This is a genomic window from Pseudomonas sp. St316 (assembly GCF_018325905.1).
GTDB lineage: Bacteria > Pseudomonadota > Gammaproteobacteria > Pseudomonadales > Pseudomonadaceae > Aquipseudomonas.
Genome location: NZ_AP021901.1, coordinates 6124709 through 6141021, shown reverse-complemented (window position 1 = coordinate 6141021; position 16313 = coordinate 6124709). Strand labels below are relative to the sequence as shown.

The 16313-nt window shown below is 55.3% G+C and carries 11 protein-coding genes, 2 tRNA genes and 3 rRNA genes; 11 read left to right on the top strand and 5 right to left on the bottom strand.

Translation table 11 applies throughout. The features are described from left to right. Positions 1-47: 47 nt before the first annotated feature. From KI237_RS27430 to hemJ, 3 genes are read right to left on the bottom strand one after another with little or no spacing between them, the layout of a single operon-like run. Positions 48-1016 (bottom strand): DUF805 domain-containing protein, encoded by a 969-nt coding sequence (locus KI237_RS27430; RefSeq protein ID WP_212797822.1) that lies wholly within the window; start codon positions 1014-1016, stop codon positions 48-50. 51 nt (positions 1017-1067) lie between these two features. After that, positions 1068-2036 (bottom strand): NAD(P)H-dependent flavin oxidoreductase, encoded by a 969-nt coding sequence (locus tag KI237_RS27425; RefSeq protein WP_212797821.1) that lies wholly within the window; start codon positions 2034-2036, stop codon positions 1068-1070. Positions 2037-2071: 35 nt separating this feature from the next. After that, complete coding sequence (gene hemJ, locus KI237_RS27420; RefSeq protein WP_212797820.1) at positions 2072-2503, bottom strand: protoporphyrinogen oxidase HemJ; 432 nt, start codon at positions 2501-2503, stop codon at positions 2072-2074. A gap of 135 nt (positions 2504-2638) precedes the next feature. Here hemJ and argC point away from each other — a divergent pair, with 135 nt between their 5' ends. Beyond that, on the top strand, positions 2639-3673 hold the full coding sequence (argC, locus tag KI237_RS27415; protein ID WP_212797819.1) for an N-acetyl-gamma-glutamyl-phosphate reductase: 1035 nt from the start codon (positions 2639-2641) through the stop codon (positions 3671-3673). Between the two features lie 148 nt (positions 3674-3821). Further along, positions 3822-4172 (top strand): iron-sulfur cluster insertion protein ErpA, encoded by a 351-nt coding sequence (gene erpA / locus KI237_RS27410; RefSeq protein ID WP_003177727.1) that lies wholly within the window; start codon positions 3822-3824, stop codon positions 4170-4172. Between the two features lie 66 nt (positions 4173-4238). Here erpA and KI237_RS27405 read toward each other — a convergent pair whose 3' ends face one another. Then, the gene (locus tag KI237_RS27405) at positions 4239-5330 is read right to left on the bottom strand and encodes an anhydro-N-acetylmuramic acid kinase (RefSeq protein WP_212797818.1); all 1092 of its coding nucleotides are present in this window, start codon (positions 5328-5330) and stop codon (positions 4239-4241) included. 2 nt (positions 5331-5332) lie between these two features. Further along, the gene (locus KI237_RS27400; protein ID WP_212800703.1) at positions 5333-6751 is read right to left on the bottom strand and encodes a peptidoglycan DD-metalloendopeptidase family protein; all 1419 of its coding nucleotides are present in this window, start codon (positions 6749-6751) and stop codon (positions 5333-5335) included. A gap of 212 nt (positions 6752-6963) precedes the next feature. Here KI237_RS27400 and tyrS point away from each other — a divergent pair, with 212 nt between their 5' ends. The 9 genes from tyrS (at position 6964) to KI237_RS27355 (ending at position 16216) form a co-directional block, all read left to right on the top strand. Then, complete coding sequence (gene tyrS, locus KI237_RS27395) at positions 6964-8163, top strand: tyrosine--tRNA ligase (protein WP_212797817.1); 1200 nt, start codon at positions 6964-6966, stop codon at positions 8161-8163. Between the two features lie 550 nt (positions 8164-8713). Continuing rightward, a 16S ribosomal RNA gene (locus KI237_RS27390) occupies positions 8714-10250 on the top strand. Positions 10251-10331: 81 nt separating this feature from the next. After that, positions 10332-10408, top strand: a tRNA-Ile gene (locus tag KI237_RS27385). A 30-nt stretch (positions 10409-10438) separates the two neighbouring features. Further along, positions 10439-10514: transfer RNA gene (locus KI237_RS27380), tRNA-Ala, on the top strand. A gap of 245 nt (positions 10515-10759) precedes the next feature. Beyond that, positions 10760-13651 (top strand): 23S ribosomal RNA (locus KI237_RS27375). A gap of 158 nt (positions 13652-13809) precedes the next feature. Next, positions 13810-13925 (top strand): 5S ribosomal RNA (gene rrf / locus KI237_RS27370). The 16S, 23S and 5S rRNA genes sit together here with 2 tRNA genes alongside, the layout of an rRNA operon. Before the next feature lie 132 nt (positions 13926-14057). Further along, on the top strand, positions 14058-15014 hold the full coding sequence (birA, locus tag KI237_RS27365; protein ID WP_212797816.1) for a bifunctional biotin--[acetyl-CoA-carboxylase] ligase/biotin operon repressor BirA: 957 nt from the start codon (positions 14058-14060) through the stop codon (positions 15012-15014). After that, a complete protein-coding gene (locus KI237_RS27360; RefSeq protein ID WP_212797815.1) occupies positions 15004-15753 on the top strand; it encodes a pantothenate kinase in 750 nt (249 codons plus the stop codon). The genes birA and KI237_RS27360 overlap by 11 nt, the downstream gene beginning before the upstream one ends. A gap of 7 nt (positions 15754-15760) precedes the next feature. Then, a complete protein-coding gene (locus KI237_RS27355) occupies positions 15761-16216 on the top strand; it encodes a hypothetical protein (RefSeq protein ID WP_212797814.1) in 456 nt (151 codons plus the stop codon). Positions 16217-16313: the final 97 nt, after the last annotated feature.

Here is a 16313-nt window from a genome sequence, read left to right as displayed (position 1 = left end):
AACAGCCCGCCGCCAGTTGACTGGGCTGTCACCGGCATGAAGCGCGCTTATTGTTCCTCTTCTTCTTCATAGTCTACAGAAGGTGAGGCGGGCTCGGCTGCCTCGGCGGCTGGTTCTTCGGTGGTTTCGCTGCTCGACTCACTGCTTTCATAGCTGCTCAGGCTGCTGCTGCCGTAGTCCTCCTGGAGGGCTCCGAAGATGCCGGCAAAGGTAGCCAGGAAAATCAGAACGATCATGACAAGCCAAAGCGACGCCAGCAATTTGACCGCCGTGGTATTACGCGGTGGCGGCGGACCATATTGGTTTGCGCCGGTGTTGCCCGGAGCGATGATGAGGACGAACGGGAAGATGCTGCCCACGAATGGAACCAGGTTAATCAGCCATAACCACCCCGACCAGCCGAGATCATGCAGGCGCTGGACGTTGAACTGGATGCTCACGAAGGCAAAGGCAAGCACGACGGCGACGCCGAGCAGACCGCCGACGACCAGCGCAGCGATCGAGTTGGAAGCCATCAGCCAGGCCGTGGCTAGCCAGAAGCCCAAGCCGACCAGGGGCAGCATGGCCAGGGTCAGCACCATGGTCCAGGCCAGGTAGCGCAAGCGCCCGATACGCCCATCGAAGCTGAAGGGTTTGAGCGTGCTGTACTCGGCGAGCGCTTCACCCACTTCGGCGCGTGGAGGCGCGTAGGGCGAGACGGGGTCGACGATCGACTCTGGATGGCGCCCACCCGGCTGTTGCGGCGACTCCTGTACTTCGCCGAGGCTCAGTTGGAGGGCGGCGGGTTCGGCTTCGATTCGGGCGTCGATTCCGCTCTTGTTGAGCGCTTCCAGGTACTGCTGGGCTTCGCTCTGGGACAGGTTGCTTTTAAGGGCAACCTTGCGACCAGTGAACAGCCGTTCAATGGCGCTGATATCGCTTTTGAACAGTTCGGCGAGGTTGAGTTTGGCTGTGGTGGTATCGACGCCCGGCATCAGGCCTCCGTCGAATACAATGTTGAAACGGGTTTCGCTCATGCCCGGCATCCTTGTCTCTGAAAGTTAAGTAACTGTTTTTTTAGGGTCGCTTCAGCGGGGCCATTGCCCGCCAAGCTGCGCCGCCCGGGCATGTGCCTGACGGTATTCTTCATCCAGGCGTGCCACCAACTGATCGACGCTGGGCAAATCATCGATTTCACCCACGCCTTGGCCTGCGGACCATACGGTTTTCCAGGCCTTGGCTTCGTCGTTCAGTGGTTTGAGTTTCGAGCCAAAATCCACCTCGCCTTTGTTCTGCAGGGCGGCCAGATCGAAACCGGCATTCTCCAGGCTCTGGCGCATGAAGCTGGCCGGCACTCCGGATACAGCGGGAGTATGCACGATGTCTGCGGCCCTGGATGTGAGCAACATCTCTTTATAAGCGTCAGGAGCGTGGCTTTCGCTCGTAGCGATAAAGCGCGTACCGAAGTAGGCCAGATCGGCGCCAAGCACTTGTGCGGCCAAAATCTGATGGCCGTGGTTCAGGCATCCCGCAAGTAGCAAGGTCTTATCAAAAAACTGCCGGATCTCGGCAATCAATGAAAACGGGCTCCAGGTTCCGGCGTGTCCGCCTGCACCGGCGGCAACGGCGATCAAGCCATCGACACCGGCTTCGGCGGCTTTCTCGGCATGACGCCGGGTCGTCACGTCATGGAACACCAGTCCGCCATAAGCATGGACGGCATCCACCAACTCCTTCACCGCGCCCAGGCTGGTGATGACTATCGGCACCTTGTGTTCGATGCAGATGGCCAAGTCGGCTTGAAGCCGCGGGTTGCTGTGATGGACGATCAGGTTTACGGCGTAGGGTGCCGGATTCTCCAGGGTCGCCAGGCCTGCTTCGATTTCCTCGAGCCAGGCCTTGAAGCCACTGCTGTCGCGCTGGTTCAACGCCGGAAAACTTCCGACGATGCCGTTGCGGCAGCAGGCCAGCACCAGTTGCGGATTGGAAATCAGGAACATTGGCGCTGCTACGATGGGCAGGCGCAAGCGTTGTTCAAGCAGAGCGGGCAACGACATGGCAAGTACCCCGGATAATGGACGCTGATTGGAGGTTAGAACGGTCGGACGACGACCAGAATTACGATAGCCAGCAATATCAGAACCGGCACTTCATTGAACCAGCGATAAAAGACATGGCTGCGGGTGTTTTCGCCACGGGCGAAGCGCTTTACCTGGGCGCCGCACATATGGTGGTAACCGATCAGCAGCACGACCAGGGTGAGCTTGGCGTGCATCCAGCCACCTTGGGTGAAGTAGGCGCCGGCGTTGAGACTGAGCAGCCAGATGCCGAATACGAGGGTGGCGATCATCGCCGGGCCCATGATGCCGCGGTACAGCTTGCGCTCCATGATGCTGAAACGTTCCTTGCTGACGCTGTCCTCGCTTTGGGCGTGATAGACAAACAGGCGAGGCAGGTAGAACAGGCCGGCGAACCAGCAGACCATGCTGACGATGTGCAGTGCTTTGAGCCACAGATAGAGCATTTTTAGTTATTCCCAGGATTCACGGTAGCCCGATAGTAGAGGTTAGAGCGTCCGCACGTCACCTTGGCGGTTGTCGCCGGGCCCTGCGGCCCCTATCATCGACGGCTTTCCAGTGGGTTCGTTGAGGGCAGGTTTATGGTCAAGGTCGGTATCGTCGGCGGCACGGGGTACACCGGTGTCGAACTGCTGCGTCTGTTGGCACAGCATCCGCAAGCTGAGGTGGTGGTCATCACTTCCCGATCCGAGGCCGGCCTGGCCGTCGCCGACATGTACCCGAACCTGCGAGGCCATTACGACGGCCTGGCATTCAGCGTTCCGGACATCAAGACCCTCGGCGCCTGCGATGTGGTGTTCTTCGCCACGCCCCATGGTGTCGCCCACGCCCTGGCAGGTGACCTGCTGGCCGCCGGGACCAAGGTCATCGACCTGTCGGCGGATTTCCGTTTGCAGGACGCCGATGAATGGGCCAAATGGTACGGTCAGCCCCACGGTGCGCCGGATCTGCTCGACGAGGCGGTCTACGGCTTGCCGGAAGTCAATCGCGAGAAAATCAAGCAGGCCCGACTGATCGCGGTACCGGGTTGCTATCCGACGGCCACTCAGTTGGGGTTCCTGCCGCTGCTCGAGGCCGGTCTTGCCGATGCTTCGCGCCTGATTGCCGACTGCAAGTCCGGTGTCAGTGGGGCCGGGCGCGGAGCCAGTGTCGGCTCGCTGTATTCCGAAACGTCGGAAAGCATGAAAGCGTATGCGGTCAAGGGGCACCGCCACCTGCCGGAAATTCGCCAAGGGTTGCGCCGGGCCGCGGGCAAGGATGTCGGCCTGACCTTCGTGCCGCACCTGACGCCGATGATTCGTGGCATTCACTCCACTCTTTATGCAACCGTCGTCGATCGTTCGGTGGACCTGCAGGCGTTGTTTGAAAAGCGTTACGCCAACGAACCGTTCGTCGACGTAATGCCGGCCGGCAGCCATCCGGAAACCCGCAGCGTGCGCGGTGCGAACGTTTGCCGGATCGCCGTGCATCGTCCGCAGGACGGTGATCTGGTGGTGTTGTTGTCGGTTATCGATAACCTGGTCAAGGGCGCGTCCGGCCAGGCTGTTCAGAACCTGAACATTTTGTTCGGGTTGGATGAACGCCTGGGGCTGTCCCATGCCGGGATGTTGCCGTAACGGCAGCACAAGCTTCAGGTTGGCAGCTACAGGCTCAAGGCTTGTAGCTGGCCGCTGCTCTTCTAAATAGTTGACCAATTTTCTAGGAGAAGCGGATAATGCCCGCCATCACGCATTATGGCGGCGTAAGCGCCGGGAGATATTCAGCATGAGCGTCGAAACCTTCACCCCCACGGCTTTGCAATTCACCCACGGTGCCGCGCACAAGGTGAAGAGCCTGGTCGATGAAGAGGGCAATGATCGTTTGAAGCTGCGCGTATTTGTAACGGGCGGCGGTTGTTCCGGTTTTCAGTACGGTTTCACTTTTGATGAAGAAGTGGCCGAAGATGACACCATCGTCGAGCGCGAAGGGGTCAGCCTGGTGGTCGATCCGATGAGCTTCCAGTACCTGGCAGGTGCCGAGGTGGATTATCAGGAAGGCCTGGAAGGCTCGCGGTTCGTGATCAAGAACCCAAACGCGACCACGACCTGTGGGTGCGGTTCTTCGTTCTCGATCTGAGTGCTCAATAAAAAAGCCGCAGTGCCTTAAGGCCCTGCGGCTTTTTTTTGTCCGCAATTATTGGATTCAGGCCGGGTAGATGGCGCCGAGCATGCGCAGCCCACGTGCGCCGGTGACACTCGGGCGGTTGCCTGGAATGCCTTCAAGGCAACAATGGGCAAGCCAGGCGAAAGCCATGGCTTCAACCCAATCCGGGTCTACGCCGTACACCGCCGTACTGCTGACTTTGGCATTTGGCAGCAAGTCAGCCAGGCGCTGCATGAGCGTCTGGTTGTGCGCGCCGCCACCACAGACCAGCAACTCCTGAGTATTGGGCTGGGCATGTTGGAGTGATTCGACGATGGTCAGGGCTGTCAGTTCGAGCAACGTGGCCTGCACGTCTTCCGGCGCGAAGGCTGGCAACTGCGACAAATGCTGTATCAGCCAAGGCAGGTTGAATACTTCACGCCCGGTGCTTTTCGGACCCTTGGTGACGAAGAAGGGATCGCTGAGCAAAGCCTTGAGCAAGACTGGCTCGACTTTCCCGCTGGCAGCCCATTGACCGTCCCGATCGAAATGGTCGCCTCGTTGTTGGTGTATCCAGGCATCAAGCAATACGTTGCCTGGGCCGCAGTCGAAACCGGCTACTGGTTTCGCGGGCTCTATCAGGCTGAGATTGCTGAAACCGCCGACATTCAGCACCGCGCGATTGCCGACTCGTTCTTCGAACAGTGCTTCGTGAAATGCCGGAACCAGCGGGGCGCCTTGTCCTCCGGCGGCGACATCACGGCTGCGGAAATCGCTGACCACGGTGATGCCAGTCAACTCGCTCAACAGGGCCGGATTGCCAATCTGTACGGTGAATCCACGGGCCGGTTCATGCCGGATGGTCTGGCCGTGGCTGCCAATCGCCCTGACATCCTCAGGCTTGAGTTTCTTTTCGTCGAGCAGGGCATGGATACCCTGTGCGGCCAGCGTTACCCAACTTTGCTGGGCGATGGCGGAGCGGGCGATCTCATCGGGCCCGCTGCTGCACAATCCGAGCAATTCGGTGCGCAGGGCGGTGGGCATCGGAATGTAGTGCGTGGCGATCAATTTGATCGCCGGGGTCAGTTCGATCAGTGCGATATCCAAGCCATCCAGGCTGGTCCCGGACATCACACCGATATAGAGCGCCATGTTTAGCGCTTGCTCGAAGCCAGCATGGTGGCTTTCTCTTGATCCATGCGAGCCATCAAAGGTTGGCTTTGAGCCAGGAAGCGTGCGCGTTCGGCCTTGGCGATCGGATCGGCCATCGGCAGTTTCTGGCCAAGTGGATCGACGTGGACGCCGTTGACCTGGAATTCATAGTGCAAGTGCGGGCCGGTGGACAGGCCGGTAGTGCCAATGTATCCGATCACCTGGCCTTGCTTGACGGTACCCCCCGTCTTCACGCCTTTGGCGAAGCCCTGCATGTGGCCATACAGCGTGCGGTAGGTATTGCCGTGCTGGATGATCACGGTGTTGCCATAACCTCCGCGACGTCCGGCCAGCAATACCTTGCCGTCGCCGGCAGCCTTGATTGGCGTGCCACGCGGCGCTGCATAGTCGACACCTTTATGGGCGCGGATCTTGTTCAGGATCGGATGCTTGCGGCCGGCGGAGAACTTCGAGCTGATACGGGCGAAATCAACCGGTGTACGGATGAATGCCTTGCGCATGCTGTTGCCGTCGGCGGTGTAGTAGCTGCTGTTGCCTTGTTTGTTGGTGTAGCGCACCGCGGTGTACGTTTTGCCGCGGTTGGTGAAGCGCGCGGAGAGAATCGGGCCGTTGCCGACGCTCTTGCCATTGACCACTTTCTGCTCATAGATGATGTCGAATTCGTCACCCTGGCGAATGTCCTGGGCGAAGTCGATGTCGTAGCCAAATACGCTGGCCATGTCCATGGTCAGGCTATGGGAAAGGCCGGCGCGTGCTGCCGACTGAGACAATGAGCTGTTGATGACGCCATGAACATAGGCTGAGCGAACGGTGGGCTTGGCGGTGACGCGGTTGAATACATAACCCTTGTCGTTTTTGGTCAGGGTGATGCTTTCCAGGTCGCTCAGCTTGGTGTGCAGGTTGGTCAGCTGTCCGGCTGGATCGAGTTCGAATTCGAGTTTCTGGCCACGTTGCAGTTGTGTGAATTGCTTGGCTTGCTTGTCGCTGGCCAGGATTTCATGGACTGAAGCCGAGGGCAGGCCAACCTTTTCGAAGAGGGTGGAAAGCGTGTCGCCCTTGGCAACAATCACTTCGCGATGGTCTGGTCCTTTCTTTTCTTCTGCAACAGGCACTGGTGCCTGAGCGGCTGCCTCGATGGTGTCCTGCGGGCTGTTTTCAATCTGTGCAAAAGGAGAGGCGGCCGGTTCGTTTGTGGCTTGAACGGCTTCGGCGGCGTCTTGTTCTTGTGTCAGTTGTTCAGCAGGACTTTCCAGTTCCAGGCTCAGAGTCGTCTTTTTGGCTTCAACATCGCTGGAGGGAAACACCAGGAGCGCCAGGCTAAGGAGGGCTGCGATGCCACTTGCGGCAAGCAGGTGGGTCTTTGGGTAAAGCGGTGGCGCTTTAGACGGTTCTGTGGTCATAGGTAATTTTGACTTTTGAAAAAATGAATTGGAAAAGATGAATGACATGATGAAGATGAAATAACTGTATAAAATATAATCAAAACCCCTGCGAAGCAAGTCCGCGGACGCTCTGTTCTGTGGATTGGCGTCCGCGCGCCGGGCAAACCTTGTATTTGGTGCGCGATCTTGTATGGTTGGGGCCCTTTGAATCTGAGCCTTACGGGTCTGTTATGAAGTCGGTTGAAGAGCAGCTAGCGCTGATCAAACGTGGTGCGGAAGAACTGTTGGTCGAGTCCGAGCTGATCGAAAAGCTCAAGCGCGGGCAGCCGCTGCGTATCAAGGCTGGTTTCGATCCGACGGCGCCCGATCTGCACCTGGGTCATACCGTGCTTATTAATAAGCTGCGCCAGTTCCAGGATCTGGGGCACCAGGTCATCTTCCTTATAGGTGATTTCACCGGGATGATCGGTGATCCAAGCGGCAAGAGTGCTACGCGCCCACCGCTGACCCGTGAACAGGTTCTCGATAACGCCGAGACCTACAAGACTCAGGTTTTCAAGATTCTTGATCCGGCCAAGACCGAAGTGGCTTTCAACTCCACGTGGATGGATCAGATGGGGCCTGCGGATTTCATTCGTCTGACGTCCCAGTACACCGTGGCTCGTATGCTCGAGCGCGATGATTTCGACAAGCGCTATACAACCAATCAGCCAATCGCCATTCATGAGTTCCTTTACCCGCTTGTACAGGGTTATGACTCGGTCGCGTTGCGCGCGGACGTTGAGCTCGGCGGTACTGATCAGAAGTTCAACCTGTTGATGGGGCGTGAGTTGCAGCGCGGCTATGGTCAGGAGGCGCAGTGCATTTTGACCATGCCATTGCTGGAAGGTCTGGATGGCGTGAAGAAGATGTCCAAGTCGCTGGGCAACTACGTAGGTATCCAGGAAGCGCCAGGCGTCATGTACAGCAAGCTGGTCTCCATTCCTGATGTGCTGATGTGGCGTTACTTCGAGCTGTTGAGCTTCCGGTCCATGGATGAGATCAATGCGTTGCGTGCCGATGTCGAGGCGGGGGCTAATCCGCGAGACATCAAGATCAAGCTGGCCGAAGAGATTGTTGCTCGGTTCCATGGTGAGGAGGCTGCGGCCAGTGCTCATCGTGCGGCGGGTAATCGTATGAAGGATGGTGAGCTGCCGGATGATCTGCCGGAGATCGAGTTGACTGCTACCGAGGATATGCCGATTGCGGCAGTCCTTAATAAAGCGGGCCTGGTCAAGAACGCGGCGGTGGCGCGAGACCTTCTGGGGTCGGGTGGTGTGCGTATAGATGGTGAGGTGGTGGATCGCGCCTATATATATGAGCTGGGTTCTACTCATGTATGTCAGGCCGGTAAGAAGGCTTTCGCGCGTATTACGCTGAAATCTGAATAAAGCTGAAAATAGGTATTGACGGCAGATTCTGGAAGTCTATAATTCGCCCCACTTCCGGCGCAGTCGAAACGGAAAACTCCTTGAGATTCAATGAGTTAAGTAGGTTTCGAGGGTGTTGGGCTTCAGATCATCGAAGTCCGGAAGGAGCAGGTAGAGCAGCGTAGTTTGGCTCTATCGGCGGTTCGATCTTCTCGGTCGAAAGCGGTGAAAAAGAGGTGTTGACAGCAGCGAGTAACGCTGTAGAATTCGCCTCCCGCTAACGAGAGATCGAAAGCGCAAGTGGTTGAAGTTGAAAAGGAAACTTTGAAAACTTCTGAAAATAACCGCTTGACAGATACACGGGGCGCTGTAGAATGCGCGCCTCGGTTGAGACGAAAGACTCAGCCAGCCGCTCTTTAACAACTGAATCAAGCAATTCGTGTGGGTGCTTGTGGAGTCAGACTGCTAGTCAACAGATTATCAGCATCACAAGTTACTCCGCGAGAAATCAAAGATGTAACCAACGATTGCTGAGCCAAGTTTAGGGTTTTCTCAAAACCCAAAGATGTTTGAACTGAAGAGTTTGATCATGGCTCAGATTGAACGCTGGCGGCAGGCCTAACACATGCAAGTCGAGCGGTAGAGAGGTGCTTGCACCTCTTGAGAGCGGCGGACGGGTGAGTAATGCCTAGGAATCTGCCTGGTAGTGGGGGATAACGCTCGGAAACGGACGCTAATACCGCATACGTCCTACGGGAGAAAGCAGGGGACCTTCGGGCCTTGCGCTATCAGATGAGCCTAGGTCGGATTAGCTAGTTGGTGGGGTAATGGCTCACCAAGGCGACGATCCGTAACTGGTCTGAGAGGATGATCAGTCACACTGGAACTGAGACACGGTCCAGACTCCTACGGGAGGCAGCAGTGGGGAATATTGGACAATGGGCGAAAGCCTGATCCAGCCATGCCGCGTGTGTGAAGAAGGTCTTCGGATTGTAAAGCACTTTAAGTTGGGAGGAAGGGCATTAACCTAATACGTTAGTGTTTTGACGTTACCGACAGAATAAGCACCGGCTAACTCTGTGCCAGCAGCCGCGGTAATACAGAGGGTGCAAGCGTTAATCGGAATTACTGGGCGTAAAGCGCGCGTAGGTGGTTCGTTAAGTTGGATGTGAAATCCCCGGGCTCAACCTGGGAACTGCATTCAAAACTGTCGAGCTAGAGTATGGTAGAGGGTGGTGGAATTTCCTGTGTAGCGGTGAAATGCGTAGATATAGGAAGGAACACCAGTGGCGAAGGCGACCACCTGGACTGATACTGACACTGAGGTGCGAAAGCGTGGGGAGCAAACAGGATTAGATACCCTGGTAGTCCACGCCGTAAACGATGTCAACTAGCCGTTGGGAGCCTTGAGCTCTTAGTGGCGCAGCTAACGCATTAAGTTGACCGCCTGGGGAGTACGGCCGCAAGGTTAAAACTCAAATGAATTGACGGGGGCCCGCACAAGCGGTGGAGCATGTGGTTTAATTCGAAGCAACGCGAAGAACCTTACCAGGCCTTGACATCCAATGAACTTTCCAGAGATGGATTGGTGCCTTCGGGAACATTGAGACAGGTGCTGCATGGCTGTCGTCAGCTCGTGTCGTGAGATGTTGGGTTAAGTCCCGTAACGAGCGCAACCCTTGTCCTTAGTTACCAGCACGTTATGGTGGGCACTCTAAGGAGACTGCCGGTGACAAACCGGAGGAAGGTGGGGATGACGTCAAGTCATCATGGCCCTTACGGCCTGGGCTACACACGTGCTACAATGGTCGGTACAGAGGGTTGCCAAGCCGCGAGGTGGAGCTAATCCCACAAAACCGATCGTAGTCCGGATCGCAGTCTGCAACTCGACTGCGTGAAGTCGGAATCGCTAGTAATCGCGAATCAGAATGTCGCGGTGAATACGTTCCCGGGCCTTGTACACACCGCCCGTCACACCATGGGAGTGGGTTGCACCAGAAGTAGCTAGTCTAACCTTCGGGAGGACGGTTACCACGGTGTGATTCATGACTGGGGTGAAGTCGTAACAAGGTAGCCGTAGGGGAACCTGCGGCTGGATCACCTCCTTAATCGACGACCGCAGCTGCTCCATGAGCTCCCACACGAATTGCTTGATTCATTGAAGAAGACGAAAGAAGCAGCCCGAAATTGGGTCTGTAGCTCAGTTGGTTAGAGCGCACCCCTGATAAGGGTGAGGTCGGCAGTTCGAATCTGCCCAGACCCACCAATTTTGTGTGGGAAACGCCTGTAGAAATACGGGGCCATAGCTCAGCTGGGAGAGCGCCTGCCTTGCACGCAGGAGGTCAGCGGTTCGATCCCGCTTGGCTCCACCACTACTGCTTCGATTGTATAAAGCTTAGAAATGAGCATTCCATCGGTTCGATGGTGAATGTTGATTTCTAGTCTTTGACTAGTTCGTTCTTTAAAAATTTGGGTATGTGATAGAAAGATAGACTGGACGTTACTTTCACTGGTAACGGATCAGGCTAAGGTAAAATTTGTGAGTGGCTCAATGAGCGTGATCGAATTTTCGGCGAATGTCGTCTTCACAGTATAACCAGATTGCTTGGGGTTATATGGTCAAGTGAAGAAGCGCATACGGTGGATGCCTTGGCAGTCAGAGGCGATGAAAGACGTGGTAGCCTGCGAAAAGCTTCGGGGAGTCGGCAAACAGACTTTGATCCGGAGATGTCTGAATGGGGGAACCCAGCCATCATAAGATGGTTATCTTGTACTGAATACATAGGTGCAAGAGGCGAACCAGGGGAACTGAAACATCTAAGTACCCTGAGGAAAAGAAATCAACCGAGATTCCCTTAGTAGTGGCGAGCGAACGGGGACTAGCCCTTAAGCTTCTTTGATTTTAGCGGAACGCTCTGGAAAGTGCGGCCATAGTGGGTGATAGCCCTGTACGCGAAAGGATCTTAGAAGTGAAATCGAGTAGGACGGAGCACGAGAAACTTTGTCTGAATATGGGGGGACCATCCTCCAAGGCTAAATACTACTGACTGACCGATAGTGAACTAGTACCGTGAGGGAAAGGCGAAAAGAACCCCGGAGAGGGGAGTGAAATAGATCCTGAAACCGTATGCGTACAAGCAGTGGGAGCCCACTTTGTTGGGTGACTGCGTACCTTTTGTATAATGGGTCAGCGACTTATTTTCAGTGGCGAGCTTAACCGAATAGGGGAGGCGTAGCGAAAGCGAGTCTTAATAGGGCGTCTAGTCGCTGGGAATAGACCCGAAACCGGGCGATCTATCCATGGGCAGGTTGAAGGTTGGGTAACACTAACTGGAGGACCGAACCGACTACCGTTGAAAAGTTAGCGGATGACCTGTGGATCGGAGTGAAAGGCTAATCAAGCTCGGAGATAGCTGGTTCTCCTCGAAAGCTATTTAGGTAGCGCCTCATGTATCACTGTAGGGGGTAGAGCACTGTTTCGGCTAGGGGGTCATCCCGACTTACCAAACCGATGCAAACTCCGAATACCTACAAGTGCCGAGCATGGGAGACACACGGCGGGTGCTAACGTCCGTCGTGAAAAGGGAAACAACCCAGACCGTCAGCTAAGGTCCCAAAGTTATGGTTAAGTGGGAAACGATGTGGGAAGGCTTAGACAGCTAGGAGGTTGGCTTAGAAGCAGCCACCCTTTAAAGAAAGCGTAATAGCTCACTAGTCGAGTCGGCCTGCGCGGAAGATGTAACGGGGCTCAAACCATACACCGAAGCTACGGGTATCACGTAAGTGATGCGGTAGAGGAGCGTTCTGTAAGCCTGTGAAGGTGAGTTGAGAAGCTTGCTGGAGGTATCAGAAGTGCGAATGCTGACATGAGTAACGACAATGGGTGTGAAAAACACCCACGCCGAAAGACCAAGGTTTCCTGCGCAACGTTAATCGACGCAGGGTTAGTCGGTCCCTAAGGCGAGGCTGAAAAGCGTAGTCGATGGAAAACAGGTTAATATTCCTGTACTTCTGGTTATTGCGATGGAGGGACGGAGAAGGCTAGGCCAGCTTGGCGTTGGTTGTCCAAGTTTAAGGTGGTAGGCTGGAATCTTAGGTAAATCCGGGATTCTAAGGCCGAGAGCTGATGACGAGTTACCCTTTGGGTGACGAAGTGGTTGATGCCATGCTTCCAAGAAAAGCTTCTAAGCTTCAGGTAACCAGGAACCGTACCCCAAACCGACACAGGTGGTTGGGTAGAGAATACCAAGGCGCTTGAGAGAACTCGGGTGAAGGAACTAGGCAAAATGGCACCGTAACTTCGGGAGAAGGTGCGCCGGTGAGGGTGAAGCACTTGCTGCGTAAGCCCACGCCGGTCGAAGATACCAGGCCGCTGCGACTGTTTATTAAAAACACAGCACTCTGCAAACACGAAAGTGGACGTATAGGGTGTGACGCCTGCCCGGTGCCGGAAGGTTAATTGATGGGGTTAGCTAACGCGAAGCTCTTGATCGAAGCCCCGGTAAACGGCGGCCGTAACTATAACGGTCCTAAGGTAGCGAAATTCCTTGTCGGGTAAGTTCCGACCTGCACGAATGGCGTAACGATGGCGGCGCTGTCTCCACCCGAGACTCAGTGAAATTGAAATCGCTGTGAAGATGCAGTGTATCCGCGGCTAGACGGAAAGACCCCGTGAACCTTTACTATAGCTTTGCACTGGACTTTGAATTTGCTTGTGTAGGATAGGTGGGAGGCTTTGAAGCGTGGACGCCAGTTCGCGTGGAGCCAACCTTGAAATACCACCCTGGCAACTTTGAGGTTCTAACTCAGGTCCGTTATCCGGATCGAGGACAGTGTATGGTGGGTAGTTTGACTGGGGCGGTCTCCTCCTAAAGAGTAACGGAGGAGTACGAAGGTGCGCTCAGACCGGTCGGAAATCGGTCGTAGAGTATAAAGGCAAAAGCGCGCTTGACTGCGAGACAGACACGTCGAGCAGGTACGAAAGTAGGTCTTAGTGATCCGGTGGTTCTGTATGGAAGGGCCATCGCTCAACGGATAAAAGGTACTCCGGGGATAACAGGCTGATACCGCCCAAGAGTTCATATCGACGGCGGTGTTTGGCACCTCGATGTCGGCTCATCACATCCTGGGGCTGAAGCCGGTCCCAAGGGTATGGCTGTTCGCCATTTAAAGTGGTACGCGAGCTGGGTTTAGAACGTCGTGAGACAGTTCGGTCCCTATCTGCCGTGGACGTTTGAGATTTGAGAGGGGCTGCTCCTAGTACGAGAGGACCGGAGTGGACGAACCTCTGGTGTTCCGGTTGTCACGCCAGTGGCATTGCCGGGTAGCTATGTTCGGGAAAGATAACCGCTGAAAGCATCTAAGCGGGAAACTTGCCTCAAGATGAGATCTCACTGGGACCTTGAGTCCCCTGAAGGGCCGTCGAAGACTACGACGTTGATAGGCAGGGTGTGTAAGCGCTGTGAGGCGTTGAGCTAACCTGTACTAATTGCCCGTGAGGCTTGACCATATAACACCCAAGCAATTTGTGAACTCGAAAGAGGCCAGATTGCGGTGTGTGAAGACGAAACGAACCGAAAGTTCGAGAGACTCGACAGCAACACACAAATCTATCGCATACCCATTCGCTGGCACGTGACCGCAAGGCACGCACCGGCTACCGAATTTCTTGACGACCATAGAGCATTGGAACCACCTGATCCCATCCCGAACTCAGCAGTGAAACGATGCATCGCCGATGGTAGTGTGGGGTTTCCCCATGTGAGAGTAGGTCATCGTCAAGATTAAATTCCGAAACCCCAATTGCGAAAGCAGTTGGGGTTTTGTTTTTGCCCGCAGGAAAGTCATTTTGTGTTTCTATGCAACTGTCTTGCGCATGGCTATCATGCGGGCCTCATTATCAGGGCGCAGTCCGCATGCTCACGTTGCTAAAACTTCTGAAGGATGGTCGCTTTCATTCAGGGCAGGCGCTGGGTGCTGCACTGGGTATCAGCCGTAGTGCTGTGTGGAAACAATTGCAGCACTTGGAAGCAGAAATAGGGCTGTCTGTTCATAAGGTTCGAGGTAGAGGGTATCAGTTGGCTAAGCCTCTGGTGCTTTTGGATGCTGCTGAGATTTACGCAAAAGGCCTTCATGAGTGGCCTGTCCATGTCTTTGACGCTATCGACTCGACCAACGCCGAGGCGCTGCGTTTGATCGAGCGTGGGGCGGCTGCGCCTTTCATGGTTTTGGCCGAACGACAGATCGCTGGCCGTGGGCGTCGTGGTCGGAAGTGGATCAGTCCGTTTGCTGAAAACCTCTATCACAGCCTGGTGCTACGCATTGATGGCGGCATGCGGCAGATCGAAGGGCTGAGCCTGGTCGTCGGACTTGCTGTCATGCATGCCCTGCGTGATATGGGGATCGCTGAGGCGGGGCTGAAATGGCCTAACGATGTCCTGGTGGGAGAGAAAAAAATCGCCGGCATCTTGCTTGAGTTGGTGGGGGATCCTGCGGACGTTTGCCATGTTGTCCTGGGTGTGGGGATTAATGTGAATATGCAATCGACTGATGAGGTCGACCAGCAGTGGACATCCATGTGTCTTGAGGCAGGAAGGGATTTTGATCGAAATGAGCTGGTGGCACGATTGGGTGCGAAGCTTGAGCACTATCTGAGGCTTCATCACGCATCGGGGTTTGCCGCAATACAGTCGGAGTGGGAGCAATACCATCTTTGGCAGGGGAAGGCTGTCTCCCTGATTGCTGGTGTTAATAAAATTGACGGTATTGTGCTGGGCATTGATCTCCAGGGTGCGCTGCGTTTGAAGGTAGAAGGTGTGGAAAAAAACTTTAGCGGTGGTGAGCTCAGTCTGAGGTTGCGTAATGATTCTTGAGCTTGACTGCGGCAATAGCTTTATCAAATGGCGTGTTCTTCGTGCCGACGGGGTGACGCCGGTCGAAGGTGGCGTGGTCAGCTCCGACAGCGATCTGCTAGTGAGCCTGAGTAATGCTGAAAAGTTCCAGCTCGAGAAATGTCGTCTTGTTAGCGTGAGGACCCTGGAGGAGACTGATTCATTGGTCGCCTCTCTCGTTGATATGTTTGGGGTGTCGGTGACCCGTGCCGTGCCTGCCCAAGAAATGGCGGGGGTGAAAAACGGCTACCAGGATTACGAGCGGTTGGGGCTAGATCGATGGCTGGCCTTGCTTGGTGGGTTTCATCTTGCTTCAGGCGCGTGCCTGGTCCTTGATTTTGGCACTGCCATTACGGCTGATTTTGTGGCGGCGGACGGTGAGCACCTCGGCGGATTCATTTGTCCGGGCATGCCTTTGATGCGTAACCAATTGCGTACTCATACGCGAAGAATTCGCTATGACGATATGGCGGCCGAGCGAGCCCATGAGAGTCTCGCTCCAGGTCGGACAACTGTCGAAGCGGTCGAGCGCGGTTGCATGCTGATGCTCAGGGGGTTTGTCCTGACTCAGCTTGAGCTGGCGCAGCAATACTGGGGAAAGGATTTCGTGGTGTTTCTCACGGGTGGGGACGCCAATCTGGTTTCCGGGGTTGTTCCTGATGCCAGGGTGGTGCCCGATTTGGTTTTTGTCGGTTTGGCGATGGCCTGTCCTTTGTCTTGAGGTTTCTATGCGGTGGTTGTTTCTGTTGTTGCTGGTTTTGAATGTCTTCTACTACATCTGGCATCAGCAGGAGGCACCACTTCGCGCCAAGGATGTGACTCCACTCAGTTTGTACCGAGGTTCGCAGCAGGATATCCACCTTTTGAGCGAAACGGCGGATGCACTTGTCAGGCGCGACCTGGGTAAATCCGGTGACGCGCAAAAGACCTGTGTTTACTTGGGTGGTTTTGTTCGTCCGGAGCTGGCCAGGCAGTTGGAGCTGCGATTGGCTGCCTCGGGTGTTGTAGCTCGTTCTGCTGCGCCGAGCTCGCCAAATCTCCCAGAGGGTGGGGGATTCTGGGTTCTGGTTTCCCAGGAAAGCGCGGGAAAGGTGAATGAAGCGTTGCTTCAAAACCTTTCTAAAGAATTCAATGAGTTAAAACATAAAATAATGCCATGCGAAGGGGTTGCACCCGCAGGGTAGTTTGCATAGAATGGCGCCCGCTTCGCAGCGAAGACCTTTAAAGGTTAGCGATACGAAGCGACGTCAACGCAGCTAACCTCAGGTTTTTAATGAGAAA